The 24,850-nt window shown below is 66.2% G+C and carries 23 protein-coding genes; 18 read left to right on the top strand and 5 right to left on the bottom strand.

Annotated elements, in window-relative coordinates; all coding sequences use genetic code 11:
- Positions 1-11: 11 nt before the first annotated feature.
- From steA to EB836_RS15605, 18 genes are all read left to right on the top strand, one after another.
- On the top strand, positions 12-1,250 hold the full coding sequence (steA, locus tag EB836_RS15695) for a putative cytokinetic ring protein SteA (RefSeq protein ID WP_135542051.1): 1,239 nt from the start codon (positions 12-14) through the stop codon (positions 1,248-1,250).
- Positions 1,243-2,220 (top strand): copper transporter, encoded by a 978-nt coding sequence (locus EB836_RS15690; RefSeq protein ID WP_135542049.1) that lies wholly within the window; start codon positions 1,243-1,245, stop codon positions 2,218-2,220. The genes steA and EB836_RS15690 overlap by 8 nt, the downstream gene beginning before the upstream one ends.
- Positions 2,217-3,122 carry a hypothetical protein gene (locus tag EB836_RS15685; RefSeq protein WP_135542047.1) on the top strand — a complete coding sequence of 302 codons (906 nt, stop codon included), beginning with the start codon at positions 2,217-2,219 and terminating at the stop codon, positions 3,120-3,122. Before EB836_RS15690 ends, EB836_RS15685 begins: the two co-directional genes overlap by 4 nt.
- A complete protein-coding gene (locus tag EB836_RS15680) occupies positions 3,119-4,828 on the top strand; it encodes a lipid II flippase MurJ (RefSeq protein ID WP_135542045.1) in 1,710 nt (569 codons plus the stop codon). The genes EB836_RS15685 and EB836_RS15680 overlap by 4 nt, the downstream gene beginning before the upstream one ends.
- On the top strand, positions 4,825-6,048 hold the full coding sequence (locus EB836_RS15675) for a glycosyltransferase family 4 protein (protein WP_135542043.1): 1,224 nt from the start codon (positions 4,825-4,827) through the stop codon (positions 6,046-6,048). The genes EB836_RS15680 and EB836_RS15675 overlap by 4 nt, the downstream gene beginning before the upstream one ends.
- Before the next feature lie 33 nt (positions 6,049-6,081).
- Positions 6,082-7,218, top strand: a complete 1,137-nt coding sequence (locus EB836_RS15670) for a group 1 glycosyl transferase (protein ID WP_135542041.1) — start codon at positions 6,082-6,084, stop codon at positions 7,216-7,218.
- A gap of 26 nt (positions 7,219-7,244) precedes the next feature.
- Positions 7,245-8,906 carry a CTP synthase gene (locus EB836_RS15665; RefSeq protein ID WP_205683392.1) on the top strand — a complete coding sequence of 554 codons (1,662 nt, stop codon included), beginning with the start codon at positions 7,245-7,247 and terminating at the stop codon, positions 8,904-8,906.
- A gap of 92 nt (positions 8,907-8,998) precedes the next feature.
- Positions 8,999-9,799: an NUDIX hydrolase gene (locus tag EB836_RS15660; protein ID WP_135542037.1), complete on the top strand. Its 801-nt coding sequence runs from the start codon at positions 8,999-9,001 to the stop codon at positions 9,797-9,799.
- A gap of 6 nt (positions 9,800-9,805) precedes the next feature.
- Entirely contained in the window at positions 9,806-10,756 is a 951-nt protein-coding gene (xerD, locus tag EB836_RS15655; protein WP_135542035.1) for a site-specific tyrosine recombinase XerD, read from the top strand.
- A 38-nt stretch (positions 10,757-10,794) separates the two neighbouring features.
- Positions 10,795-11,664, top strand: coding sequence for an AAA family ATPase (locus tag EB836_RS15650; RefSeq protein ID WP_135542081.1), 870 nt, complete (start codon positions 10,795-10,797; stop codon positions 11,662-11,664).
- Positions 11,661-12,713, top strand: coding sequence for a ScpA family protein (locus tag EB836_RS15645; protein ID WP_346763098.1), 1,053 nt, complete (start codon positions 11,661-11,663; stop codon positions 12,711-12,713). The genes EB836_RS15650 and EB836_RS15645 overlap by 4 nt, the downstream gene beginning before the upstream one ends.
- Positions 12,710-13,381: an SMC-Scp complex subunit ScpB gene (gene scpB, locus EB836_RS15640; RefSeq protein WP_135542031.1), complete on the top strand. Its 672-nt coding sequence runs from the start codon at positions 12,710-12,712 to the stop codon at positions 13,379-13,381. The genes EB836_RS15645 and scpB overlap by 4 nt, the downstream gene beginning before the upstream one ends.
- A gap of 17 nt (positions 13,382-13,398) precedes the next feature.
- Positions 13,399-14,259 (top strand): pseudouridine synthase, encoded by an 861-nt coding sequence (locus EB836_RS15635; RefSeq protein WP_135542029.1) that lies wholly within the window; start codon positions 13,399-13,401, stop codon positions 14,257-14,259.
- Positions 14,256-15,554 (top strand): prephenate dehydrogenase, encoded by a 1,299-nt coding sequence (locus EB836_RS15625; RefSeq protein ID WP_240690054.1) that lies wholly within the window; start codon positions 14,256-14,258, stop codon positions 15,552-15,554. The genes EB836_RS15635 and EB836_RS15625 overlap by 4 nt, the downstream gene beginning before the upstream one ends.
- Positions 15,551-16,210, top strand: a complete 660-nt coding sequence (gene cmk, locus EB836_RS15620; RefSeq protein ID WP_135542027.1) for a (d)CMP kinase — start codon at positions 15,551-15,553, stop codon at positions 16,208-16,210. The genes EB836_RS15625 and cmk overlap by 4 nt, the downstream gene beginning before the upstream one ends.
- Entirely contained in the window at positions 16,207-17,718 is a 1,512-nt protein-coding gene (der, locus tag EB836_RS15615; protein WP_135542025.1) for a ribosome biogenesis GTPase Der, read from the top strand. The genes cmk and der overlap by 4 nt, the downstream gene beginning before the upstream one ends.
- Complete coding sequence (locus tag EB836_RS15610) at positions 17,719-19,212, top strand: AI-2E family transporter (RefSeq protein ID WP_240690053.1); 1,494 nt, start codon at positions 17,719-17,721, stop codon at positions 19,210-19,212. It abuts the gene before it with no gap.
- A gap of 16 nt (positions 19,213-19,228) precedes the next feature.
- On the top strand, positions 19,229-19,855 hold the full coding sequence (locus tag EB836_RS15605) for an L-threonylcarbamoyladenylate synthase (protein WP_135542023.1): 627 nt from the start codon (positions 19,229-19,231) through the stop codon (positions 19,853-19,855).
- Between the two features lie 107 nt (positions 19,856-19,962).
- Here the strand turns inward: EB836_RS15605 and EB836_RS15600 are convergent, their stop codons facing one another.
- The 5 genes from EB836_RS15600 to EB836_RS15580 all read right to left on the bottom strand — a co-directional run bounded on the left by EB836_RS15600 (position 19,963) and on the right by EB836_RS15580 (position 24,705).
- A complete protein-coding gene (locus tag EB836_RS15600) occupies positions 19,963-20,667 on the bottom strand; it encodes an ABC transporter ATP-binding protein (protein WP_135542021.1) in 705 nt (234 codons plus the stop codon).
- Complete coding sequence (locus tag EB836_RS15595) at positions 20,667-21,455, bottom strand: ABC transporter ATP-binding protein (RefSeq protein ID WP_135542019.1); 789 nt, start codon at positions 21,453-21,455, stop codon at positions 20,667-20,669. Before EB836_RS15595 ends, EB836_RS15600 begins: the two co-directional genes overlap by 1 nt.
- Entirely contained in the window at positions 21,452-22,543 is a 1,092-nt protein-coding gene (locus EB836_RS15590) for a branched-chain amino acid ABC transporter permease (protein ID WP_135542017.1), read from the bottom strand. Before EB836_RS15590 ends, EB836_RS15595 begins: the two co-directional genes overlap by 4 nt.
- A complete protein-coding gene (locus EB836_RS15585; protein WP_135542015.1) occupies positions 22,540-23,406 on the bottom strand; it encodes a branched-chain amino acid ABC transporter permease in 867 nt (288 codons plus the stop codon). Before EB836_RS15585 ends, EB836_RS15590 begins: the two co-directional genes overlap by 4 nt.
- 87 nt (positions 23,407-23,493) lie before the next feature.
- Positions 23,494-24,705 (bottom strand): ABC transporter substrate-binding protein, encoded by a 1,212-nt coding sequence (locus tag EB836_RS15580; RefSeq protein WP_135542013.1) that lies wholly within the window; start codon positions 24,703-24,705, stop codon positions 23,494-23,496.
- Positions 24,706-24,850 lie beyond the last annotated feature (145 nt).

Raw genomic sequence — 24,850 nt, 5'->3', positions numbered from 1 at the left:
ATGGCCGGACCATGAGAGTGCGTAGACATCGCGACGTTCCCGCCGCACCGACCCGGTCCGGTCCCGCCCCTGCCCGCCTGGACCGACGCACGAAAGACCTCACCAAACGCCTCGAAGCAGGCGATATCGCGGTCATCAAACACTCCGACATCGACCGGATCTCCGCCGAGGCCCTCGTCGCCTGCCGACCGGCCGCGGTGATCAACGCCGACAAATCGATCTCCGGCCGGTATCCGAACCTCGGCCCGGGCATCATCGTCGACGCCGGCATCCCCCTCATCGACGCCACCGGAGCAGAGATCTTCGACGCAGTCGACGAGAACGCCGAGATCTCCACCGAGGGCGGCACCGTCTTTGCAGGCGACACCGAGGTGGCCACCGGAGTTCTGCAGACGCACGAGACGATCGCCGACGACATGCACATGGCCGAAGCCGGAATGAACTCCGTGCTCGTGGACTTCATCGACAACACGATCGAATACATCCGCAAGGACTCCGACCTGCTCTCGGCCGAACTCGTCGTGCCCGAAGTGAAGACGCAGTTCACCGACCGACATGTGCTCATCGTCGTCCGCGGATACCACTACAAGGAGGACCTGGCGATGCTGTCCTCCTACATCCGCGAATACCGGCCGCTGCTCGTCGGCGTCGACGGCGGTGCCGATGCGATCATCGAAGCCGGTTACCGCCCCGACATGATCGTCGGCGACATGGACTCCGTGTCCGACACCGCGCTGACCTCCGGAGCCGAGATCGTCGTCCACGCCTACCGTGACGGCAACGCGCCGGGCACCGAACGCGTCGAATCACTCGGCGTCGAATGTGTGGCCTTCGCCGCCTCCGGCACGAGCGAAGACATCGCGATGCTGCTCGCCGATGACAAAGGCGCCGAACTCATCGTCGCCGTGGGCACCCACGACACCGTCATGGAGTTCCTCGACAAAGGCCGCAAGGGCATGGCCTCGACGTTCATCACCCGCCTGCGAGTGGGATCGAAGCTCATCGACGCCAAGGGAGTCTCCCTCCTCTACCGGCAGCGCATCTCCAGCCTGCAGCTGGCCGTGCTCATCATCGCCGGACTCGTCGCCCTCGGCGTGGCGATGACCGCAACCTCGGCCGGGCAGACCTTCCTCGGCCTCATCGGCGCCCAACTCGACGGCCTCTTCGGCTGGATCGGCTCCCTCTTCGGCGGGGACCCCGCGGCCTCGACAGAATCCGCCGGCTTCATCCAAGGACTGACCCGTGATTGATTTCCGCTACCACCTCGTCTCCCTCGTCTCGGTGTTCCTCGCGCTCGCCGTGGGCATCGTCCTCGGCGCGGGGCCGCTCAAGGAACCGATCGGGGAATCCCTGCAGAGCCAGGTCGACGCGCTGCGCAGCGACCGAGACACTCTGCGAGCGAACCTCGATGCGGCCAAGGGCAACATCGACAAACAGAACGATTTCGTCACCGCAGCGGCTCCCGAACTCATCAAAGGCACCCTCAAGGGCCAGGATGTGAGCATCATCGCCGGACCCGAGGCCGACCCCGAGCAGGTCGAAGAGGTGAGCAACAGGGTCAAGGAAGCCGACGGCACGATCGCCGGCGACGTCTCCTTCGTCCCGACCACGCTCAGTCTCGAGGACTCCTCTGCGTTCCTCGAACAGCTGCGCAAGATCGTGCCGAAGCTGCCGAAGGACGATTCGACGGCGATCCGCGCGGCACTGGTCATCGCGCTCACCGGAGATGCCTCGATGCTCGAAGATCCCGCCGACCGCGACGCCGCGGAGAAGAAGTCCTCGCAGCTCTACGACGCCTTCGTCGACGCCGACCGTCTGCGCACCGACACCGATCACAAGACGACCTCGCTGTTCATCGTCGTCGACGATGAGAATTCGACTCTGGCCGAGGAGACGAAGCCGAGCCCGCAAGCCACCGATGACAAGGCCACCCGCACCCTGGTGACCGACTTCGTCACCGCACTCACCGCCGAAGCCACCTCGGTCGTCGTCGCCGGCGACGCCGGATCATCCCAGAACGGACTCGTCAACGTGCTGCGGACCGAGAAGTCGCGGGCCAGCACCGTCGACGGACTCGGCCTCGGCGCCGGCCCCGTCATCGCCGTTCGGGCGCTGGCCGCCGGTGAAGCCGGCACCCACGGACACTACGGATTCGCCGAAGACGCGGAAGGGATCCTGCCCGCGAAGACGGACGAGACGAAGAAGGAAGAGGCGAAATGATCCGCTCCATCGTCAGCACCGCCGTCGCCGGACTCGCCGGATACGCGGCGACGAAGGCCGTGCTCAGGTCTCGGCTGCGCACCCAGCGGGACGTGGTGCGCACCAACCACGCCGGCCGCGAGGTCTCGCTCATCGAAGGCCCCGCCGTCACCGCTGGACTGCTCGCCGGCGGACTGCTCATCGAAGACCCCCGGCAGCGAGCCGCGACCCTGCTGGCCACGGCCGCGGCGGGCGGCCTCGGCGCCGTCGACGACTTCTGCGAATCCGGATCTTCCAAGGGACTGCGCGGACACCTGAGCGCACTCGCCCGCGGCGAGATCACGACCGGAGCGCTCAAGATCACCGGAATTCCGCTCGCCGCGATCGCGGCCGCGACGATCCTGCGCAGCGGGGCACCTCGGCCCGGGGCCCGCGGACTCGCAGACAGCCTCGGATCCGCCCTCGGCACCGGACTCGGTGCTCGGAAGAACGACCGCGCCTGGTACGCCGCTGCCGCGGACATCGTCGTCACCGGGGGCGTCATCGCCGGATCGGCGAACCTGTTCAACCTCCTCGACCTCCGACCCGGTCGCGCACTCAAGACAGGGGCGCTCACCCTGGCGCTGACCGACCACGAACGTCGCGTGTCCTGGTCGCCGTCGGCCGCGATCGCCGGCGCCACGGCAGCGGCCTGGCCCGAAGACTTGGCCGGTGAGGTCATGCTCGGGGACACCGGCGCGAACGCGCTGGGCGCGGCCATCGGCGTGATCCTCGCCGAAACCGCGAGCCCGGGACGCCGCCGTCTCGTCCTCGCCGTCCTCGCCGGACTCACCCTGGCAAGTGAGAAGGTGTCGTTCACCTCCGTCATCGAGTCCACCCCCGGACTGCGGGAGATCGACGCCTTCGGCCGCGAGGGCGTGTGAGCAAGCTCGTTCGAGTCCTCGCCTCCACGGCGCTGCTCGTATCGATCATCACCCTGCTGACCCGGCTGGTCGGTTTCCTCCGCTGGTTGGTCTTCTCCGCGACCGTCGGCGCCGGCACCGTCGGCACCGCCTACCAGAGCGCCAACCAGGTGCCGAACATCCTCTTCGAGGTCGTCGCCGGAGGCGCCCTGGCCGGGGCCGTCATCCCGCTGCTCGCGATCCCGCTGGCCCGATCGGACCGCGCGACGGCCGGGCGGATCGCCTCCGGACTGCTGACCTGGGCCGTCTCGGTGACCCTGCCGCTGTCGATCCTGCTCGCCGTCTTCGCCGCGCCCATCGCGAACGTCCTCGTCGATGCGCGGACCAGCGACACCGGAGTGCAGGCGACCGTGCAGCTGCTGCTCATGTTCGCCCCGCAGCTCGTCCTCTACGGGATCGGCGCCGTGCTCACCGGCGTGCTCCAAGCCCACCGGAAGTTCCTCTGGCCGGCGTTCGCCCCGCTGCTGTCCAGCCTCGTCGTCATCGGCAGCTACATCGCCTACCGCATGGTCGGCGGCAACGACGACACCTGGCAGTCCCACCTCGGCTGGCTCGGCTGGGGCACAACCATCGGCGTGGCCGCCCTCGCCCTGCCTCTGGCGCTGCCGATGGCCTCGACCGGGCTGAGACTGCGTCCCACCTTCTCCTTCCCGCCCGGGGTCGCCCACCGGGCGCTGCGACTGGCCGGGGCCGGGATGTCGGCTCTGCTCGCGCAGCAGGGCGCCGTGCTCGCGACCCTGACCCTGTCGAACCATTCGGGCGGAGAAGGCACGTTCGTCCTCTTCAGCTACATCAACGCCGTCTACCTGCTGCCGTATGCGGTGCTCGCCGTGACCGTGGCGACCGTGATGTTCCCGACCCTGTCCACCTGGGTGGGACGATCCACCGACCCCGAGGCGACCGACACGCACCGTACCGAAGCCCGGGTGCGACTGCGGGCCGTGACATCGACGACGACCGCGCTCATCGTCGCCATCGGCGGCCTCGGCGCCGTCATCCTCCTCTCCGCGGCCGGACCGCTGCAGACCTTCTTCATCGCCATCGACGCGGAGAAGAGCTCGTCGGCGCCCTTCGACTCGATGGCACAGGCGATCATGGTCATGGCACTGGCCGTTCCCGGCTGGTGTTTCGTCGCCTGGGGCACCCGCGTGTTCTACGCCCTCGAACGGTCCCGCCATTCGGCTGCGGCGACGACGACCGGGTGGCTCCTCGTCATCGTCGGCATGATCGCGGCCATCCTCGTGACGAATGCGAACGGGGATCCGGGGCTGACGCTCATCGCCATCTGCTGCGGCTACGTCTTGGGCATGAGCGTCGCCGGAGGATTCCTGCTCACGTCCATCCGCCGCGTCCTCGGCCCCACCGGCCTCGCGCTGGTCGGCCGCCGCGGACTGCTCACCCTCGGTGCCGCCGCCGTCGCCGGAACCGCGGGAGTCGTGACCTCGCAGTGGCTCGGGGGACTGCTCGACAATTCCGCGGGATCGGCCGTGCTCGCCGGCACCGTCTCCGCACTGCTCGGCTGCGTGGTCTTCGCGCTCATCGTGCTCATCATCGACCGCGGATTCCTGGGCGAGGTGCGCAGACTGCTCGCCGACCGGAAGGACACGGGCGCCGGCGAAGCGACGGCACCGCAGGGCACTGGAACGGACAGGGAGGAAGAATCATGAGGATCGTCTTCGTCATCGGCACCTCCACCGGGGGAGTCGGCACTCACGTCAAGGCACTGGCCCGCGACCTCGGTGCGGCCGGTCATGAGATCGGCGTCATCGGCCCCGCCGCGACCGATGAGCACTTCGGCTTCTCCCTGCTGCCGGGAGTCCGCTTCGCCGTGCTCGAACTCGGCACCGGAATCGGACCCGCCGACGCCGCCCTGATCCGGCGGCAGCGCGGTCTGCTGCGCAGCTTCGACGCGCAGATCGTCCACGCCCACGGGTTCCGCGCCGGACTCATCACCCAGCTGACGCTGCGTACCCTGCGCTCCCGTCCCCGATTCGTCCTCAGCCTCCACAATCGGGCCAGCGGCCAGGGACTGCGCGGGAAGGTCGAAACCCGCGTGGAGACGATGCTCGCCCGCGGCGCCGACCTCGTTCTCGGTGCCAGCACCGACCTCGTCGAACGCGCCCAGGAACTCGGTGCCCGCGATGCCCGGTTCGTGCCCGCCGCCGCACCCGAGGTGACACCGGTGAGCGCCGAGGCGGCCGCCGCCACCCGCGCCCAGCTGGCAAGCACCTACGGCTTCGACGAGGGCGCGGTCATCGTCCTCGCCGTGGGCAGGGTCGCACCGCAGAAGAACTACCCGATGCTCGTGCGCGGGCTCGGCCGCCTCGGCGACACGACGGGCAGCACGAACCCGACCCGGACAGCGGACGCGGCACGCACGGGACAGGACGCCTCGCGCACGAAACAGGACGCGGGCGATCCGGCCCTCGTCGTGCTCATCGCCGGCGCCGCCGACGAAACGGTGCTCCGCGAAGTCCGGGCACAGTACGCTGAGCTCAGCGCCGCCTCGGCGATTCCCCCTCTGCATTTCCTCGGCGCACGCAGCGACGTCGCCGAACTCGCCGCAGCCGCGGACATCTACGTGCTCACGAGCGTGTGGGAGGCCCGCGCGCTCGTGCTCCAGGAAGCGCTCATCTCCGGCAAGGCGATCGTGGCGACCGCAACCGGCGGCAGCACCGAACTCGTCGGCGACGCAGGTGTCCTTGTCCCCGATGACGATGATCGGGCCTTCGCCGCCGCCGTCGCCGAACTCGCCGGAGACCCCGCCCGATGCGCCGAGCTCGGGGCACGGGCACGAGCCCGCGGAGCCGAGCTTCCCGGTGAAAGGGAAGTCGCCGAAGAACTCGCAGGCATATACACGGAACTCGTGTCTGCCCAGGTAGGCTAGAAGCAGCGTCGATCGAAAGTAGAGGATGAGGAAATGAGCGAATCCGGCGAGGTCAACCCACTGAGCGCAGACACGAGGATTCTGCACGTGCTCGCCGAGACCACCGGCCCAGTCGTCGAAGTGGCGAAGCTCGCCGTGCTCGGTCACCTCCGTGCGGGCTTCAAAGTCGCCGTCGCCGCACACCGGTCGCTGCTGGGCACCTTCGGAGTTCCCGAGGAGCTGGCCGACGAATTCCGCGAGATCGAACTCGCGGCGCGCCGACGCTTCTCCATGGCCGACCCGAACACCGCCTTCACCCTGCACAAGTACTACCAGCACGTGGACATCGTCCACGCGCACGGACTGCACGCGGCGACGCTCGCCGGGCTCGCCTTCACCGGCCTGCCCGCCCGCCTGCATCCGAAAGTCGTCGCCACGATCGAGTCCTTCGACTCCGCGAACGTCATCGAGAAGACCGGCGCCGAGATCGTCGGCCGCACCGCCACCGCCGTCCTCGGCACGACCGAACCTGTCGTCGACTACTACAGCGGGCGGGTCCCGATCGTCGAACGCGCCGAGCTCGTCCACCCGGACATCGACGTCGATCTCACGGTGCGCACCCCGCGCGCCGATGTCCGACGCGAACTCGGAGTCAAGGAAGGCACCTGGGTGGTCGCCAGCCCCATCGCCCTGCGCGATCACACGGCGCTGGCGACCGTGCTCGACGCCGCCGTCCAGATCAACAGCCGACGCCCCGACCGCAACGTCGTCTTCGTCCTCACCGGCACCGGCAAGGACCGGTCGACGGTGTCCCGCGAATTCTCCGACCGCGGCGTCATCGTCGCCCCTGCCGGCGACCTCGTCGATGTGGCCGCGGCCGCCGATGTCGTCATCGCCAGCGAGACGATGACCGGTCTGTCCCACGAAGACCTCATGCAGCTGTCGAAGCCTGCCGTGTTCATCGGCAGCGAACGCCGCGCCGGCATCTGGGGAGAGGCCGCGAAGAGCGTCGACGCCGACGACACGGACGGTCTGCTGCGTGAGATCAATCATCTTCTCGACGACCCGGCCGGACGCGGCACCTCCGCCGTAGCCGCGAAGAAGCGGGTCATCGACGTCAGCAACGGCGCCGCGATCTCCGCTACGCTGCTCGACCTGTACGCCGAGGCCGACGCCGCCGCGGATTCGTGAGCCGGACTTTGATAGAATCAAATCCCGTGGTGAATCGAACTGGCCCAGGTGGCACTCATACGGCAAAGCACATCTTCGTCACGGGAGGCGTCGCCTCTTCGTTGGGAAAGGGACTGACGGCATCGAGCCTCGGTCATCTGCTCACTCAGCGCGGCCTCACCGTGGCCATGCAGAAGCTGGATCCCTACCTCAATGTGGATCCCGGCACGATGAATCCCTTCCAGCACGGTGAGGTCTTCGTCACCGAGGACGGGGCCGAGACCGATCTCGACATCGGCCACTACGAGCGTTTCCTCGACAACAACCTCGACGGCGCCGCGAACGTCACGACCGGCCAGGTCTACTCCTCGGTCATCGCCAAGGAGCGCCGCGGCGCGTACCTCGGCGACACGGTCCAGGTCATCCCGCACATCACCGACGAGATCAAGGCGCGCATGCGTGCGCAGGCCGAACGCCCCGAGGCGGATCGCCCCGACGTCATCATCACCGAGATCGGCGGCACCGTCGGCGATATCGAATCTCAGCCCTTCCTCGAGGCCGCCCGCCAGGTCCGCCACGACATCGGACGGGACAACGTCTTCTTCATCCACGTCTCCCTCGTGCCCTACCTCGGGCCCTCGGGCGAACTGAAGACGAAGCCGACGCAGCATTCGGTGGCGACCCTGCGCTCGATCGGCATCCAGCCCGATGCGATCGTGCTGCGCTCCGACCGCGAGCTGCCGGACTCGATCCGGGCGAAGATCGCCGGGGCCTGCGACGTCGAAACCGACGCCGTCGTCTCCTGCGTCGACGCCCCGAGCATCTACGACATCCCGAAGGTCCTCCACGACGGCGGTCTCGACGTGTTCGTCATCCGCAGCCTCAACCTGCCCTTCCGCGATGTCGACTGGACGAAGTGGGACTGGGTGCTCGAGCGTGTGCACAACCCCTCGAGCGAGGTCACGATCGGCATCGTCGGCAAGTACATCGATCTGCCCGATGCCTACCTGTCGGTGACCGAGGCGCTGCGTCACGGCGGCTTCGCCAACGACGCGAAGGTCAAGATCCGCTGGATCGCCTCCGATGACTGCGAAACCGAAGCCGGAGCCGAGAAGGCGCTGGCCGGACTCGACGCGATCTGCGTGCCCGGCGGCTTCGGCATCCGCGGCATCGAAGGCAAACTCGGCGCACTCGAGTACACCCGCACCCACCAGATCCCGACCCTGGGTCTGTGCCTGGGACTGCAGTGCATGGTCATCGAGTACGCCCGCAATGTCGCCGGCATCGAGGCGGCGTCGTCGTCCGAGTTCGACCCGGAGACCACGGTCCCGGTCATCGCGACCATGGCCGAGCAGCTCTCCATCGTCGAAGGCGAAGGAGACCTGGGCGGGACCATGCGGTTGGGCACCTACGAAGCGAACCTCGCCGAGGGCAGCGTCGTCGCCGGTGTCTACGGTGCGACGACGATCAGCGAACGGCACCGCCACCGCTACGAGGTCAACAACACTTACCGGGATCAGCTCGCCGAGGCGGGACTGGAGTTCTCCGGCACCTCACCCAACGGTGAGCTCGTCGAGTTCGTCGAACTGTCCGCCGAGACCCACCCGTTCTATGTCTCGACACAGGCCCACCCCGAGCTGAAGTCGCGTCCGACCGCGCCGCACCCGCTGTTCGCGGGGCTCGTGGCCGCGGCGCTGGCGCGTCAGTGAGCACTGTGACCACTGTTGTCAGCGAATGCCGTCGGCGGACACGCCGGCGGCATTCGCCGTTGCACCACCGTCGATGAAGAGGAAGGCAGACGATGAGCACCCTGCAGGATGAGCCGTACACTCCGTCGATCTCCGGATCCGAGGTCGTCTACCGCGGTGCGGTCTGGGACATCCGACGCGAGAGCTTCGACCTGCCCGAAGCCTCCGGACTCGTCCGCGACCTCATGGCCCATACCGGTGCCGTGGGGATCGCCGTCGTCGACGACCAGCAGCGGATGCTCCTCGTCCAGCAGTACCGGCACCCGGTGCGGTCCCGTCTGTGGGAGGTCCCCGCGGGCCTGCTCGACGTTGCCGGAGAAGACCCGGTCGACGCGGCCAAGCGGGAACTCGTCGAAGAAGCCGACCTCACGGCCGAACGCTGGGAGGTTCTCAGCGACTCCTGCCTGACACCGGGCGGCAGCTCCGAGACGATGCGGCTCTACCTCGCCCGTGACCTGGCGTTCGTGCCCGAGGCCGACCGGCATGAACGCGACGAGGAGGAGGCAGGGTTCCGCTTCCGCTGGGTCAGCGTCGACGAGGCGCTCGACGCTGTGGCCGAAGGACGGGTCACGAATGCGATCGCCCAGTTGGCGATCTTCCAGGTCGACAGAGTGCTGCGCGCCGAAGCGGCCGGACAGCCGGTTCAACTGCGCGCCGTCGACTCACCGCGGCCCCTCGTCGACGGACGCCCGGATTTCGGTCGCGGTGCCGAGGTCGAGACGAGAAGCGAGCCGACAGAGAACGTGGTCGCGGGAAGCGCGCCGACAGGGAACGTGGCCGGGCGAAACGCGCCGACAGGCAGCGCGACCGCGGGGGACGGACCAACCGGTTCCGATCGCACCGACGAGGCCTGATTCCTCGTGGCTCGGCACGGCGCCGAACTGCTGCCCGACGACCTCTCCGCAGAACTGCGTCGAGGGTTCGAGTCCTACCTCAATTCCCTGCGCTTCGAACGCGGCCTGTCCCGCAATTCCATCGACGCCTATGCTCGTGACCTCGCCCGATACGGAACCTGGCTGAGCGGTGAGGGGATCGGCCGCCTCGGCGAGGTGGAACGGTCCACCGTCGAAGCCTATGGTCTGCACCTGCTCGACACGGGGCTCGCTCCGCGGTCGCGGGCACGGGCCCTCGTCGCAGTCCGGCGCTTCCACACCTTCGCACTGGCGGAGAATCTCGCCCCCACGGACCCGGCTTCCGAGGTCAGTCCGCCGCAGGAAGGGCTGCGCCTGCCCAAGGCGCTCTCGCTCGACGAGATCGAGGGGATGCTTGCCACGACGGCGGGGGAGGAGCCCGTCCAGATCCGGGCCGCGGCCCTGCTCGAGCTCCTCTACGCCACGGGAGCGCGCATCTCCGAAGCGGTCGGCGTCGACCTCGATGACGTCGACCTCGACTCCGGGCTGGTCCGTCTCTACGGCAAGGGCGGGAAGGAGCGGATCGTTCCCTTCGGATCGCACGCGGCAACGGCACTGGGGGCGTGGGTGTCGCGCGTGCGGCCGGGGATGGCGGCGAAGGCGAAGACCTCGTCGCCGGCCGGGGCGCTGTTCCTCAACGCCCGCGGAACCCGGCTCTCGCGGGTCTCCGCATGGCAGATCGTCAAAGACGCGGCCGAGGCGGCACGGATCGACGCGGAAGTCTCTCCGCACACGTTCCGGCACTCCTTCGCCACCCATCTGCTCGAGGGTGGGGCCGACATCCGTGTCGTTCAGGAGCTGCTCGGGCACGCCTCGGTGACGACGACGCAGATCTATACGAAAGTTTCTGAAGAGACACTGCGGGAAGTGTACGCGACCTCGCACCCCAGGGCGCGGTAGGGTTGGACGAAGAGCAACGAAAGGTGGCCATCCGAGTGATGAATACGCAAGAGGCGTTGGATATCCCCCAGCAGAAGACCGCAGCAGCCGAGCCCGAGGAATTTCCGGAGCCGGCCCCCTTGGCTTCGCATGGACCCGCCCGCATCATCGCCATGGTCAATCAGAAGGGCGGGGTCGGGAAGACGACCTCGTCGATCAACCTCGGCGCGGCTCTGGCCGCATACGGCCGGAAGATGCTGCTCGTCGACTTCGACCCGCAGGGTGCCCTGTCCGTCGGCCTGGGCCTCAACCCCTATGACCTCGACATCAGCGTGTACAACCTGCTGATGAATCCGCGTCTGGACCCGCACGAGGTCATCGTGGGCACGGACTTCGAGGACATCGACATCCTCCCGGCCAACATCGACCTCTCCGCCGCCGAAGTCCAGCTCGTCGGCGAGGTCGCCCGTGAGCAGGTGCTTGCGCGGGCGCTGTCGAAGGTCGCCGACGAATACGATGTCATCCTCATCGACTGCCAGCCCTCGCTCGGTCTGCTCACCGTCAACGCCCTCACCGCCGCCCATGGTGTGATCATCCCGCTCGAGACCGAGTTCTTCGCCCTCCGCGGCGTCGCTCTGCTGGTGGAGACGATCGAGAAGGTCCAGGACCGGCTCAACCCCTCGCTCGAAGTCGATGGGATCCTCGCGACGATGTTCGACTCGCGGACCCTGCACTCGAAGGAAGTCATGTCGCGGGTAACCGAGGCCTTCGGCGACAAGGTCTTCGGGACCGTCATCAATCGCACCGTGAAGTTCCCCGATGCCTCCGTGGCCGCCGAACCGATCACGAGCTTCGCCCCCAAACATGCCGGGTCCGAAGCCTATCGGCGACTGGCACGCGAACTCATCGCCCGCGGAGGCGCACCCTGAGCGAGACCATCCAACAGGGCACGCACGATCCCGCAGCCCGCACCGACGACGGTGTCGGAACTGCGGATGACACGGGCACGGCCGTTGAAGGGTTCCAGGTCGAACTCGAGAACTTCTCCGGGCCCTTCGATCTGCTGCTCGGGCTGATCTCGAAACGACGTCTCGACGTCACGGAGATCGCCCTGGCCGAGGTCACCGACGAGTTCATCTCCTACACCACCGAGCTCAAGGACAAGGCGAACCTCGCCGAGATCTCCCAGTTCCTCCTCGTCGCGGCCACCCTGCTCGACCTCAAGACCGCGAGGCTGCTTCCGCACGAAGTGGGCGAGGAAGTCCTCGACCTCGAACTGCTCGAGGCCCGCGACCTGCTCTTCGCCCGCTTGCTCCAGTACAAGGCGTACAAGTCCGTGTCCGGCTACCTCGCCGAGGCGATGGCCGCCGGATCGATCCGCGCGCCCCGCGACGTCGTCCTCGAAGCCGAGTTCCAGGACGTGCTGCCGCCGCTGGAGATAAACATCGGCCCCGGTGAGCTGGCCGGGATCTTCGCCACCGTGCTCCAACGCGACCACACACCGCCGAGTGTCGCCGTCGACCACATCCACCTGCCGCTGGTCAGCGTCTCCGAGCAGCGCGGCCACATCCTCTCCCTGCTGCGCGCCGGAGAGCTCGACTTCGCCGAACTGCTCGAGACCGCGGAGAACACCCTGGTCGTCGTCGCCCGATTCCTCGCACTGCTCGAACTGTTCAAGGTCGGACTCTGCGATTTCGACCAGCCCGAACCGCTGGGGCGGCTGCTCATCCACCGCACCGAAATGAGCGAAGACGGCGTCGACCTGCGCACCGAGGGCGACTGGAGCGGAGACGAAAGCGGCGACGAAAGCGGCGACGACTCAGCAGGCGGCGACCCGTCGACGTCCGACAACGACGAGGGCGTTGGCGATGATGGGGGAGGCGACAGCGAGGGCGACGGGGGCGCTGGCGATGATGGGGGAGATGACGACGAGGACAATGAGGGCACTGACGCTGCTGGGGGAGACGCGCAATCATGATCGATGACGAGATCCTTGCCGGCATCGAAGCCGTGCTCATGATCACCGACTCGGCCGTGTCCGCCGAGGAGCTCGCCACCTCTCTCGGCCTCGACGTGGACACCGTTGTCGAAGCGATCACCACACTCAAAGCCGACTACGACGGCGATGCGGACCACCGGCAGCGCGGTTTCGAGATCCGCCACGTCGCCGGAGGCTTCCGCATCTTCTCCCGCGGTGACTACCACGAAGTCGTCAAGGGCTTCCTCACCGCCGGGCAGAGCGCGAAGCTGTCCCAGGCCGCGCTCGAGACCCTCGCCGTCATCGCTTATCGGCAGCCGATCTCCCGACCCCGCATCGCCGCGATCCGCGGAGTCAGCGTCGACGGTGTCATCCGCACCCTGCTGCTGCGCGGACTCATCGTCGAAGCCGGGAAGGAAGCGTCCACCTCGGCGCTGCTCTATGCCACGACTCCGCAGTTCCTCGACACGATGGGCATGAACGCGATCGACGACCTGCCGGACATCGCCCCCTACCTGCCCGAGGACGCCGACGTCGCCGAACTCGGCTCCGATGACGATGAGGTGCTGGCCGAGATCGACGGCGACCTCGATGCCGATGACGATATGCCTGCCACCGGGGCCGATATCGCAGCCCCGGGCGCCGAGATGTCACGACTTGACGATTGATTTGAGAGAATGGGTATATGAGTCCCTACCGTGATCCACGCGCCCCTGGCGGGCGCCAGAACCGACCGAGCCGAAAACAGCGTGCATCGACCGCCGCGAAGTCCTCGAACAAGGGCGGTTCCGGCACCGGCCAGACATCGGATGCCCATGTCAGCGACGGTGTGAGGCTGCAGAAGGTGCTCGCCGAGGCGGGCCTGGGCTCACGTCGGGCCTGCGAGCAGCTCATCGTCGACGGACGCGTTGAAGTCGATGGGCAGATCGTGACCGAGCTGGGCACCCGGATCGACCCCCAAACGCAGTCCGTGTACGTGGACACAGTGAGAATTTCGACACAGACCAAGAAGGTCTACCTCGTGCTCAACAAGCCGGCCGGCGTCGTATCGACGATGAGCGACCCCGAAGGTCGCCCCTGCCTGGCCGACTACGTGCGCAACAACACCGAACGGCTCTTCCACGTCGGTCGTCTCGACACCGAGACCGAGGGGCTCATCCTGCTCACCAACGACGGAGAGCTGAGCAACCGTCTGGCCCATCCGCGCTACGAGGTTCCGAAGACCTACCTGGCGAAGGTCAAGGGCCAGCTGGCCAAGGACGCCGGCGCCATCCTCAAGGCCGGAATCGACCTCGAAGACGGCTTCGTCAAGGTCGACGACTTCAAACTCGTCGACTCGACCCCCGGCAAGTCCGTCGTCGAACTCACCCTCCACTCCGGCCGCAATCGGATCGTGCGCCGCCTGCTCGAAGAGATCGGCCACCCCGTGGAACGACTCGTACGTCTGCGCTTCGGACCGGTCGTCCTCGACGAGCAGAAGCAGGGCAAGATCCGTCCGCTGCGCTCCGATGAGGTCGGCTCCCTCTTCGAGGCCGTCGGATTGTGAGAGTCCACATCATCGGCACCGGCCTGCTCGGTGCCAGCCTGGGCTTGGCGCTGAGCGCAAAGGGCCATCAGGTGACCCTGGAAGACACCTCGCCGACGGCTCAGCAGCTCGCTGCGGACCTCGGTGCCGGACGTCTCCTCGACGCCGCTTCCAGCGCCGACCCGAGCACCGATGCCACGACCGACTCCGGCGCCGACCGCACTGCCGACTCCAGCACCGTCCGCACTGCCGGCTCCGGCACCGAGCCGAGCGCCCAGGCGGCCGGCTCGTCTGCACCCACGGCAGCGGCATCGGCTTCCACGGTCACGGCTTCAGCACCCACGGCACCGGCTCCCACGGTCACGACTTCGGCTCCCATACCCCCGGACATCGTCGTCGTGGCGACCCCGCCCGACGTCGCCGCCCGCGTCATCGCCACTGCGCTGGAGACCTACCCGAACGCGACTGTCACTGATGTCGCCAGCGTCAAGACCCGCCTCCTCGAGTCGGTGAAGACCCTGGTCACAGCCGCGCAGCTCGACCGGTACATCGGTTGCCATCCGATGGCCGGGCGGGAGAAGTCCGGGGCGATCGCCGCACAGTCGGACCTCTTCACGGCCCGGCCCTGGGTGATCTGCTCGGACGAGGACACACCGGGCTCCCGCCTCGGCGAGGTCATCGCCATGGCCGAGGACACGGGCGCCTCGGTGCTCCACCTCGACCCGCGCATCCACGATGCCGCGGTCGCGAAGGTCTCGCATGTGCCGCAGATCGTCTCCTCCCTCGTCGCCTCCCAGCTGCGGCACGCACCTCTCGAGGAGATCGCGCTGGCGGGGCAGGGTCTGCGCGATGTCACGCGCATCGCCGCATCGGATCCGGGCCTGTGGACGCAGATACTGACCGGCAACGCCGAGGAAGTCCGGTCCGTGCTCGTCGACCTGCGGACCGAGCTCGACGAAGTCATCGGTGCTCTCGAACTCGGCCCCGGGGCGACCGGACAGCTTGCGAAGGCGATCGCGCTGGGCAATGAGGGACACGACCGGATTCCCGGCAAGCACGGGCAGCCGCCGACCACCTATGCTGTTGTCACGATCCTGGTTCCGGACACGCCCGGAGCCCTGGCCCGACTGTTCAAGGACATCGGCGACCTCGGCGTCAACGTCGAAGACTTCCGGATGGATCACGCCTCCGGTCGGAAACTCGGCATGGTCGACGTGTCCGTGGTCCCGGCCATCCAGCAGGAGCTGGAGATCGGATTGCTGTCGAAGGGATGGCAGATCCCCGAATCCGCCATCGAGAAAGAAGGAACTGCATGAGCGTCATAGCCATTGACGGACCGTCCGGAGTGGGGAAGTCGAGCACCGCCAAGGAGGTGGCGCGCAGGCTGGGCTACCAGTACCTCGACACCGGTGCGATGTACCGGGCGATGGCGTGGCTGTGCCTCAACCGCGGAGTCACCGACCCCGTCGACGTGCTCGAACAGGTGCGAGGCGCCGATCTGGAGATCTCGCTGAGCCCCGACGAATTCTTCGTCTCCGTCGACGACATCGACGTCACCGAGGACATCCGCGGTGAGGACGTGTCCGCGAATGTGCAGACCGTCTCCGGCGTCATCGACGCACGTGAGGAGCTCATCGACATGCAGCGGGCGTACATCGCCGCCGCCCCCGAGGGCATCGTCGTCGAAGGCCGCGACATCACCACCGTCGTCGCCACCGACGCCGAGGTGCGCATCCTCATGACCGCTCGCGATGAGGTCCGCGTGGCCCGCCGAGCGAAGGAAGTCCACGGAAACGCCGACGCCGAGGCGGTCGCCGCCACCCAGGATCTCGTCACAGGCCGTGACGCGAAGGACTCCGCCACGACGAGCTTCCTCGAAGCCGCCGACGGAGTGTACACACTCGATACCAGCGACATCGATTTCGATCAGGTGGTCGAGACGGTGCTGCAGCTGGTGAAGGACTCACAATGAGCGAACCCGAATTCCATGAGACACCCGACGAGGACCTCGTCGACCGTGTTGAGAGCATCAGCGACGAGGAAGCCGAGCAGCGGGCGACCGCGCTCGAAGCCGGACTCGAAAGCTATGAGCTCGAGGACGAAGACCGGGCGCTGCTGCACGCCTACGGTTTCGAGGACGAGGAAGAGGAGGCCCTCGGTGCCGCTCCCGTGCTCGCCGTCGTCGGCCGACCCAATGTCGGCAAGTCGACGCTGGTCAACCGCATCCTCGGTCGTCGCGAAGCCGTCGTCGAAGACGTTCCCGGAGTCACCCGTGACCGGGTGAGCTACCGCGCGGAGTGGAACACGAAGGAATTCACCCTCGTCGACACCGGCGGGTGGGACCAGGACTCGAAGGGCATGGCTTCGCGGATCGCCATCCAGTCCGAGATCGCCGTGGACATGGCCGATGCCGTCGTCCTCGTCGTCGATGCGACGACCGGTCCGACCTCGACCGATGAGATGATCGTGAAGATGCTGCGGCGGAAGAAGAAGCCTGTCATCCTCGCCGCGAACAAGGTCGATGACGAGCGCGGCGAACTGATGGCCGCCGAACTGTGGGGCCTGGGCCTGGGCCAGCCGTGGACGGTATCGGCTCTGCACGGTCGCGGAGTCGCTGACCTGCTCGACGAGGTTCTGACGATTCTGCCCGAGGTCTCGGCCGTCGACGCCCGTATCGAAGAGGGCGGACCGCGTCGCATCGCGCTCGTCGGGCGTCCGAATGTCGGCAAGTCCTCCCTGCTCAACCAGCTCATCGGCACCGATCGTGTGCTCGTGGACAATGTCGCCGGCACCACGCGTGACCCCGTCGATGAGCTCATCGAGCTCGGCGGGAAGCAGTGGCGTTTCGTCGACACCGCCGGCATCCGTCGTCGTGCCCATCAGGCCAGCGGCGCTGACTTCTATGCTGCGCTGCGGACGCAGACCGCGCTGGAACGCGCCGAGGTGGCCCTCGTCCTCCTCGAGGTTCAGGAGCCTCTGAGCGAGCAGGACGTGCGCATCGTGACCACCGCAGTCGAAGCCGGCCGTGCCGTGGTGCTCGCGTTCAACAAGTGGGATCTGCTCGATGACGAACGCCGCTACTACCTCGAACGGGAGATCGAACGGGACCTCGGGCATGTGGCGTGGGCTCCGCGGGTGAACATCTCCGCGAAGACCGGTCGGCATGCGGAGAAGCTCGTCCCCGCGATGGAGGCAGCACTCGAGGGCTGGGACACCCGCATTCCGACGGGTCGGCTCAATGCCTTCCTCGGTGAGCTCGTCGCTGCGAACCCGCATCCCGTGCGCGGCGGCAAGCAGCCGCGCATCCTCTTCGGCACTCAGGCGCAGTCGCGTCCGCCGAAGTTCGTGCTCTTCACCACCGGATTCCTCGACCCCGGCTACCGTCGATTCATCATTCGCCGTCTGCGTGAGACCTTCGGGTTCAAGGGCACCCCGATCGAGGTGTCGATGCGCATCCGCGAGAAGCGGCGGAGACGCTGAGTGAACGAGGGCGAGCGGTCCGAGGATTCGACCGCACACGACGATGCGGCAGCCGGTGCGGCCGGTGCCTCGGCACGCCCTGCTGAGCCCGGCCCGTCCGCTCCGCCTGGCCCGTCCGCTCCGACTGGCCCGTCCGCTCCGACTGGCCCGTCCGCTCCGTCCGCGGAGTCGCAGTCTGAACAGGCCACGGACGCCGCTTCGGCTGCCGACTCGGAAACGACGGGGGACGACTCCGGTCGCGCCGCCTCGGTGATCGAGGATTCGGCTGCCGGCATCGACGAATCAAACGCAGGTGTCGACGACTTGGGCGCCCACCTCGACGGCTCGGGAGTCGGCGTCGACGAATCGGGCCCTGGCTTCGACGACTCGGGCGCCGACGTCGGCCCCCGGCCCTGGCACTCGCGCCCACCGGCACGCGCGCTCATGATCGCGGTGACCATGGCGGGGCTGGCCTACGCTCTCATGTTCTTCCGCGGTCTGCAGGACATCGTGGCTCCGGTGTTCCTCGCCCTCAACTTCTACATCGTCGTCTACCCCGTGCAACGGCTCCTCACCCGGTTCAAGGTGCCGCGCGCGATCGGCGCATCCATTTCTGTGGTCCTCGTGCTGTGCATGATCCTCGCCTTCTTCGGGCTCACAGCGTGGTCGGTGGCCGAGCTCGTCATCCTCATCCCCAGCTACAGCAACGAACTCGCCCACTCGTACCAGAACGCACTGGCGCTGCTCTCGGACATCGGGGTGACCTCCTCGGTGATCCAGCAGCAGCTCAAGGCCTTCGACGTGCGCTCCGTGCTCGATGCCATCTACCCGCTGCTGACGAACGTGTCCTCGGTCGCGGGTCTGCTCACGACGGTGATCATGTCGGTCTTCTTCGTGGCGATGGATTCGATGGGCATCGACAAACGGATGACGATGCTGTTGGACATCAAACCCTCCCTGTCGGCCTCGTTGGGCGACTTCGCCCGCGGAGTCCGTCGCTACTGGGTGGTCGCCACGATCTTCGGTCTCATCGTCGCCTTCCTCGATGTCGTCGCCTTGGCGATCATTGATGTTCCACTCATCTGGGTGTGGGGCGTGCTCGCGTTCCTCACGAACTACATTCCGAACATCGGCTTCGTCATCGGCCTCGTCCCGCCGGCTCTGCTCGCGCTCGTTGACAGCGGCTGGCAGTCGGCGGTGTGGGTGATCGTGGCCTACAGTGTGCTCAACTTCGTCATCCAGGCGATCATCCAGCCGAAGTTCACAGGAGAATCCGTCGGCGTGACCCCGCTCGTGTCGTTCCTCTCCCTGCTGTTCTGGGTGTGGATCCTCGGGTGGCTCGGAGCCTTGTTGGCGCTGCCGGCGACCCTGCTGCTCAAGGCGCTGCTCGTCGACGCGGACCCGCGGGCGAGGTGGGTGAACATCCTCCTGGCCTCCGACGCGGACACGGGGACGGGAAATCCGGTGACGGGATCGGCGCGAAAGGGCGCGGCCCCCTCGCCCTCCGAAGCCTGAGTGGTTAGCATGAAGTATGGCGACACTACTGAATATCCATCCGGAGAACCCACAGGACCGACTGATCGAGAAGGCCGCCGAGTCCCTGAGAAATGGTGGGCTCATCGCCTACCCCACGGACTCCTGCTACGCGCTGGGCTGCGCCCTGGACAACAAGGACGGCATCGAGCGGATCACCCGCATCCGGCAGCTGGGCTCGAAGCACCACTTCACGCTCATGTGCCATGATTTCGCCCAACTGGGACAGTTCGTCATCGTCGACAACTCGGATTTCCGGGCGATCAAATCAATGACGCCGGGGCCGTTCACCTTCATCATGAAGGCGACGAAGGAAGTGCCGCGGCGGATGATGCATCCGAAGAAGCATTCGGTCGGGGCGCGGATTCCGCAGAATGTCACCGCGCTGGCTCTCGTCGAAGCGATGGGCGAGCCGATCCTGTCGTCGACTCTGCTGCTGCCCGGCGATGAGGATCCGCTCACCCACGCCGAGGATGTCGTGGACCAACTGGGCAACGACGTCGACATCGTCATCGAATCCGGCGTGCCCGGAGTCGTGCCGACCTCGGTCATCGACTTCACCGGCCGGTTCCCCGAGGTCGCCCGCGTCGGAGCCGGAGACGTCTCCCGCTTCCTCGAGGAATGACGAACGCGTGCACCTGCACGCATAACCGACCGACAATCAGAACGGATGATGCCTCGCCGAGGTGGTGGTTGCGCCTCGGCGAGGCATCAGCTGCGTCTCGGAGCGCGTCAGAGACCCAGATAGGCTGCCTGGACGTCCGGATTGTCAAGCAGCCGAGAGGCATCATCGGCGAGCACGATCCGACCTTCAGCGAGGACATAGCCGCGATGGGCGATCGCCAGCGACGCCTTCGCATTCTGCTCGCTGAGCAGGACGCCGATGCCGTTGCGATTGATCTGTGCGACGGATTCGAGGACCTGTTCGACGACGATCGGTGCCAGACCCATTGACGGTTCGTCGAGGATCAGCAGGCTCGGATCCGACATCAGCGCCCGACCGATCGCCACCATCTGCTGCTGTCCGCCCGACAGCGAGCCGGCCGGCTGCTTCGCCTTCTCCTTGAGGATCGGGAACAGGTCGAGAACCTCCGCATAGATCTCCTCGGTGCGGGAACTGTTCCTGTGCGGGTACGACCCCAGCCGCAGGTTCTTCTCCACCGACATCTTCCCGAACAGATGACGTCCCTCGGGGCAGTGTGCGATTCCGGACTTGACGATGGCGTTGGCGCGGGCTCGGTGGAGTTTCCGGCCCTCGTAGTCGATCGTTCCCGTCCGCACGCGCATGAGTCCGCTGATGGTTCTGAACAGCGTGGTCTTTCCCGAACCGTTCGCGCCGAGGATGACGGTGAGTTCGCCCGCCCGCGCGGTGATGCTCACGCCGTGGAGGACGTCGGTGGCATCGTAGCCGGTGCTGACATTGTCGAGTGTGAGCATCACTTCTCCTTCTGGTCCGTCGGATCCTGGGGCGTCGAACCGAGATACGCATGGATGACGTCCGGATTCGACTGGATCTCGGAAGGCACGCCGAAGGCGAGCTTCTGCCCGTGGTCGAGGACGAGGATCGTGTCCGCGAGATCCATGATCATCGTCATCTTGTGTTCGACGAGGAGGACCGAGACCCCACGCTGGGGCAGCGAACGGATGAGGTTGCCGAAGTCCGCGGTCTCCTCCTCGGGGATGCCGCCGGCGGGCTCATCAAGGAGAATCAGCTCCGGTTCGGTCGCCAAGGCCATGGCGACGGCGGTGCGCTTCTGCACCTCTTGCGGAACATTGGAGGCCAGATCGTGCCGGTATTCCGCCACCCCGCAGTACTCGAGAGCCTCCATGGCACGGTCTTCATTGATCCGAGACTCCCGGCGGTGCCGCGGAGTGTGGAAGACAGCGTCGAAGATGGTGGACTTCGAACGCACGATCCGACCTGCCAGCACGTTTTCCAACAGGGTGCTGTCATCGAACAGGTTCGTGGTCTGAAAGGTGCGTGCGATTCCTCCGGCCACCGTATTGTGCGGCGAGGAGTGGGTGATGTCCTCGTCCTTGAAGCGGATGCTGCCGGACGTCGGCCGGTAGAAGCCGTGAACGAGGTTGAACAGGGTCGATTTGCCGGCACCGTTGGGGCCGATCACCGCGGTGATCCGTCCCTCTTCGACGTCCAGGTCCACGTCCTTGACCGCATCGAGTCCGCCGAAGCGTTTGCCGAGGCCACGTATTTCCAACAGGGTCATTTCTTCTCCTCGGGAGCGGCCGGGCCGCCGGAACGGGTGACATGGGAATCTGCCGCGTCGTCGTGTCCGGACGGGCCACCTCGGTTCGCTGACTCAGCGGCTTCCGCGCTTCGGCGGGCGGCGGCAACTCGCCGTCGACGATTGCGTTTGTCGACGAACCCGCCGAGGTAGCCGATGATTCCCCTGGGTGCGAAGATCACGAGTGCGACGATGATCGGTCCCAAGACGATGAAGCGGTAGGCCTGGAAGTCCTGGAACAGCTCGAACAGGAATGTCACGATCATGCTGCCCAAGAGCGGTCCTGCGACCGTACCCATGCCTCCGACGAGGATGAACATGAGGAATTCGAAGGTCTTGTCCAGGGACGCGGAATCCGGGCCGATGAAGCCGACGACGGTGGCGTACAGGCCGCCGCCGATGCCGCCGAAGACCGCGGAGGCGGCGAAGGCCAGCTGCTTGCTGAAGCCGACTCGCACTCCGATGGCGTCGGCGAGGTCTTCGCTGGTTCTGATCGTGAGCAGGGTCCGGCCCACACTCGAGCGGCGAACTGCGTAGGTGATGTAGACGCAGATGAGCAGGATGACGAAGACGAGGTAGAACATTGCCACCGGCGAACCGAAGTCGACGAGGCCGCCTCCTTCGGGGAACTTCACATTGTTGACTCCCGAGTGCGCATGGGTGACAGATTCCCACCGGCTGATGACCAGGAAGATGATGAAGCCGATGGCCATGGTGAAGATGGCGAAGTATTCGTCTTTCGTGCGCAGTGCGATGAGCCCGCACAGGTATCCGATGACGGCGGTGCCGATCACGGAGACGGCGAAAGCAGACCAGAACGACCAGTCGTAGTCGGTGGTGAGCAGTCCGACGCCGTAGGCGCCGATTCCGAAGAAGCCGCCCTGCGCCAGGGACAGCTGTCCCGTGAAGCCGAGGATGATGTTGAGTCCGTAGACCGCGATCGCCGCGCACATTCCGACGGTGATGACTCGCATGGCGTAGTTCTCGTGTGCGAAGAAGAGCGGAGCCGCAGCGATGAGGACGACGAGGGCGAATGTGCCGATGATTCTCGGGTTCTTCAATGCGTTCATCGCTGCACCGCCTTCGTGAAGAGTCCATTGGGTTTGATGGCCAACACGGCCACGAGAACGATGAAGGCCACGGTGTCACCGAATGCCGAGGACACATAGGTGGCGGTCATCGTCTCGGCGATCGCCAGGACGAAACCGCCGAGGATCGCACCGGGCAGGGACCCGAGCCCGCCGAGGATGATGATGGCGAAGACCTTGAGGTTGAGGGCATCGCCCATCGTGGGGGAGAGCAGGTTGATCGGTGCGACCAGTCCTGCCGCGATCGTGGCCAGGAGGGCCGAGAGCCCCAAAGTCAGCATCGACACCATGGACGGGTTGATTCCGACCAGGGAGGCGCCGATGCGATCCTGTTCGATCGCTTCGATCGTCTGTCCGTGGATGGAGCGTTTGATGAACCAGGCCAGCAGGGCCAACACGATCACCGCAGTGATGATGATGACGATGCGCTGGGCGGAGATCTCGGCGCCGAGGACTCGCAGTTCGCCGGTGATCGGTGTGTCCATCCGGCGGAAATCCGCGCCCCAGATCGCTTGTGCGAGGGCTTGGAAGAAGAACATCGCACCGACGGCCGCGATCATGTGGTGAGTGTGCGGAGAGTTCCGAAGCGGGTGGAAGACCAGACGTTCGAGACCGACGCCGAGGACGAAGAGGATGATCGCGGCCATTCCGATCGCCGCGATGTAGGGGACGCCGATGGTCGTGAGGAAGAAGTACGTGATGTAGGCGCCGAGCATGTACAGCGAACCATGCGCCAGGTTCGGAATGCGCAGGACGCCGAACACCAGGGTCAGACCGATCGCAGCCAGACAGTAGACACCGCCGAGTGCGAGGCCGTTGAAGAGTTGTTGGATGAAGAGAGTCATGATGATTCTGGTCCTCTGCAGGCATGAGGGCGGCTCGGGTGAGGCGCCGTCGTGGCGCCTCACCCACTGTCGTGCCGCAGACGGAAGTTACTTGTTGTCCGAGACCTGTTCGATCGGGATCTTCGTGTACTTGCCGTCGTCATCCAGGAAGGTCGCCTCGAGGTTCGGGTTGACCAGATGCCCTTCGTCGGTGATCTCCTCAGGGAACCCGTTGACCTTGTACCGGTCGTCGACTTCCGGAAGCGCGTCCGTGATGGCTTCGCGAATCTTCTCCGGATCGTCGGTGCTGCCCGAGACTTCCATCGCCTTGGCGATGATGGCGATGCCTTGGTAGTTCAGCGCCGTTTCGCTGGTGGCCACCTTCTTGTCCCCGGCTTTGTCGGCGAACTTCTTGAGGAAGTCCTCTGTGCCCGGGTCTTCGTATTCGGCGACAGGCAGGACTCCGACGGAGTTCTTGAGATTGTCGAGCTTCGTCACGGTCGCCATCTCGTCGAGTTTGGCCTGATCCATGACGAGGAAGCTGCCCTTGAAGCCCTGCTTGCGTGCTTCCTCCATGATCAGAGCGGTCGGCTGAGAGGGTCCGCCGACGAAGATCGCATCGGGCTTCTCTGCCAGTGCCTTGGAGACGGGTCCGGCGAAGTCGGAGACCGTGGCGTAGTCGATGCTGTTGTCCTTGCCGATCTCTCCGCCGGCGGCGCTCCACGATTCGGTGATCGACTCGGTCCACTGCTGACCGTATTCGCTCTGCGTTCCCAGCAGTGTGAGCTTCTTCCCGCCATGTTCCATGGCGGTTTCGGTGAACTCATCGGCGTAGGACTCGAAGTTCGGAGGGATCATCATCGTCAATGGATTGTCCGATTGCACGATCGCCGGATCCGAGGTGTACGCGGAGATGAGGAAGTTCGATCTGCCGCTGTTGATCTGCTGGATCGCTTTGATCGCACCGGCGTTGGGGGAGACGACGACCGGTGCTTTGTCCTGATCGGCCAGGCGCTGGGCATTGCTTGCCGCCGTGGCTGGTGCGTATTTGTCGTCGAGGGCCTTCAGCTCCAGAGTGACGGGCTTGCCGTCGACTTCGACTCCGTCGGAGTTGAGGTCGTCGATGGCCATTTCGAGGCCGATCTGGACGTTCTCTCCGTATGCTGCGCCTCCACCGCTGAGCGGTCCGGTGTAGCCGATGACGACTGTGTCGCCTTCTCCCGAACCTCCACCTCCACAGGCGCTCAGCGACAATGCGAATGCGCCCACGACTGCGGCGGCCAATAGTCTTCGACTGCGGTTTCGCGAGACAGAGTGCATCTTTTCTCCTTTGAAAAGCTCCCGGAGTGAGGACGCTCCACACAGTGTCCGAGGTGTCTTCTGTGACGGTTCTCGGAAGGCGCCGTCGAGATGAGATCGACAGCGACTGATTTGAACCTTCCCAAAACAATCCGGCGAAGTCAAT

Origin of the sequence: Brevibacterium sp. S111 (assembly GCF_004745075.1) — a bacterium.
Lineage (GTDB): Bacteria > Actinomycetota > Actinomycetes > Actinomycetales > Brevibacteriaceae > Brevibacterium.
This window is presented reverse-complemented; position numbering and strand designations above follow the sequence as displayed.

Bases quoted from the DNA above. Each gene is read 5' to 3' on its own strand.
- EB836_RS15600 (WP_135542021.1), bottom strand. From the start codon at position 20,667: ATGCTCACACTCGACAATGTCAGCACCGGCTACGATGCCACCGACGTC.
- EB836_RS15675 (WP_135542043.1), top strand. From the start codon at position 4,825: ATGAGGATCGTCTTCGTCATCGGCACCTCCACCGGGGGAGTCGGCACT.
- EB836_RS15635 (WP_135542029.1), top strand. From the start codon at position 13,399: ATGAGTCCCTACCGTGATCCACGCGCCCCTGGCGGGCGCCAGAACCGA.
- scpB (WP_135542031.1), top strand. From the start codon at position 12,710: ATGATCGATGACGAGATCCTTGCCGGCATCGAAGCCGTGCTCATGATC.
- EB836_RS15605 (WP_135542023.1), top strand. From the start codon at position 19,229: ATGGCGACACTACTGAATATCCATCCGGAGAACCCACAGGACCGACTG.
- EB836_RS15595 (WP_135542019.1), bottom strand. From the start codon at position 21,455: ATGACCCTGTTGGAAATACGTGGCCTCGGCAAACGCTTCGGCGGACTC.
- cmk (WP_135542027.1), top strand. From the start codon at position 15,551: ATGAGCGTCATAGCCATTGACGGACCGTCCGGAGTGGGGAAGTCGAGC.
- der (WP_135542025.1), top strand. From the start codon at position 16,207: ATGAGCGAACCCGAATTCCATGAGACACCCGACGAGGACCTCGTCGAC.
- EB836_RS15660 (WP_135542037.1), top strand. From the start codon at position 8,999: ATGAGCACCCTGCAGGATGAGCCGTACACTCCGTCGATCTCCGGATCC.
- steA (WP_135542051.1), top strand. From the start codon at position 12: ATGAGAGTGCGTAGACATCGCGACGTTCCCGCCGCACCGACCCGGTCC.
- EB836_RS15590 (WP_135542017.1), bottom strand. From the start codon at position 22,543: ATGAACGCATTGAAGAACCCGAGAATCATCGGCACATTCGCCCTCGTC.
- EB836_RS15650 (WP_135542081.1), top strand. From the start codon at position 10,795: ATGAATACGCAAGAGGCGTTGGATATCCCCCAGCAGAAGACCGCAGCA.
- EB836_RS15580 (WP_135542013.1), bottom strand. From the start codon at position 24,705: ATGCACTCTGTCTCGCGAAACCGCAGTCGAAGACTATTGGCCGCCGCA.
- EB836_RS15585 (WP_135542015.1), bottom strand. From the start codon at position 23,406: ATGACTCTCTTCATCCAACAACTCTTCAACGGCCTCGCACTCGGCGGT.
- EB836_RS15670 (WP_135542041.1), top strand. From the start codon at position 6,082: ATGAGCGAATCCGGCGAGGTCAACCCACTGAGCGCAGACACGAGGATT.
- EB836_RS15685 (WP_135542047.1), top strand. From the start codon at position 2,217: ATGATCCGCTCCATCGTCAGCACCGCCGTCGCCGGACTCGCCGGATAC.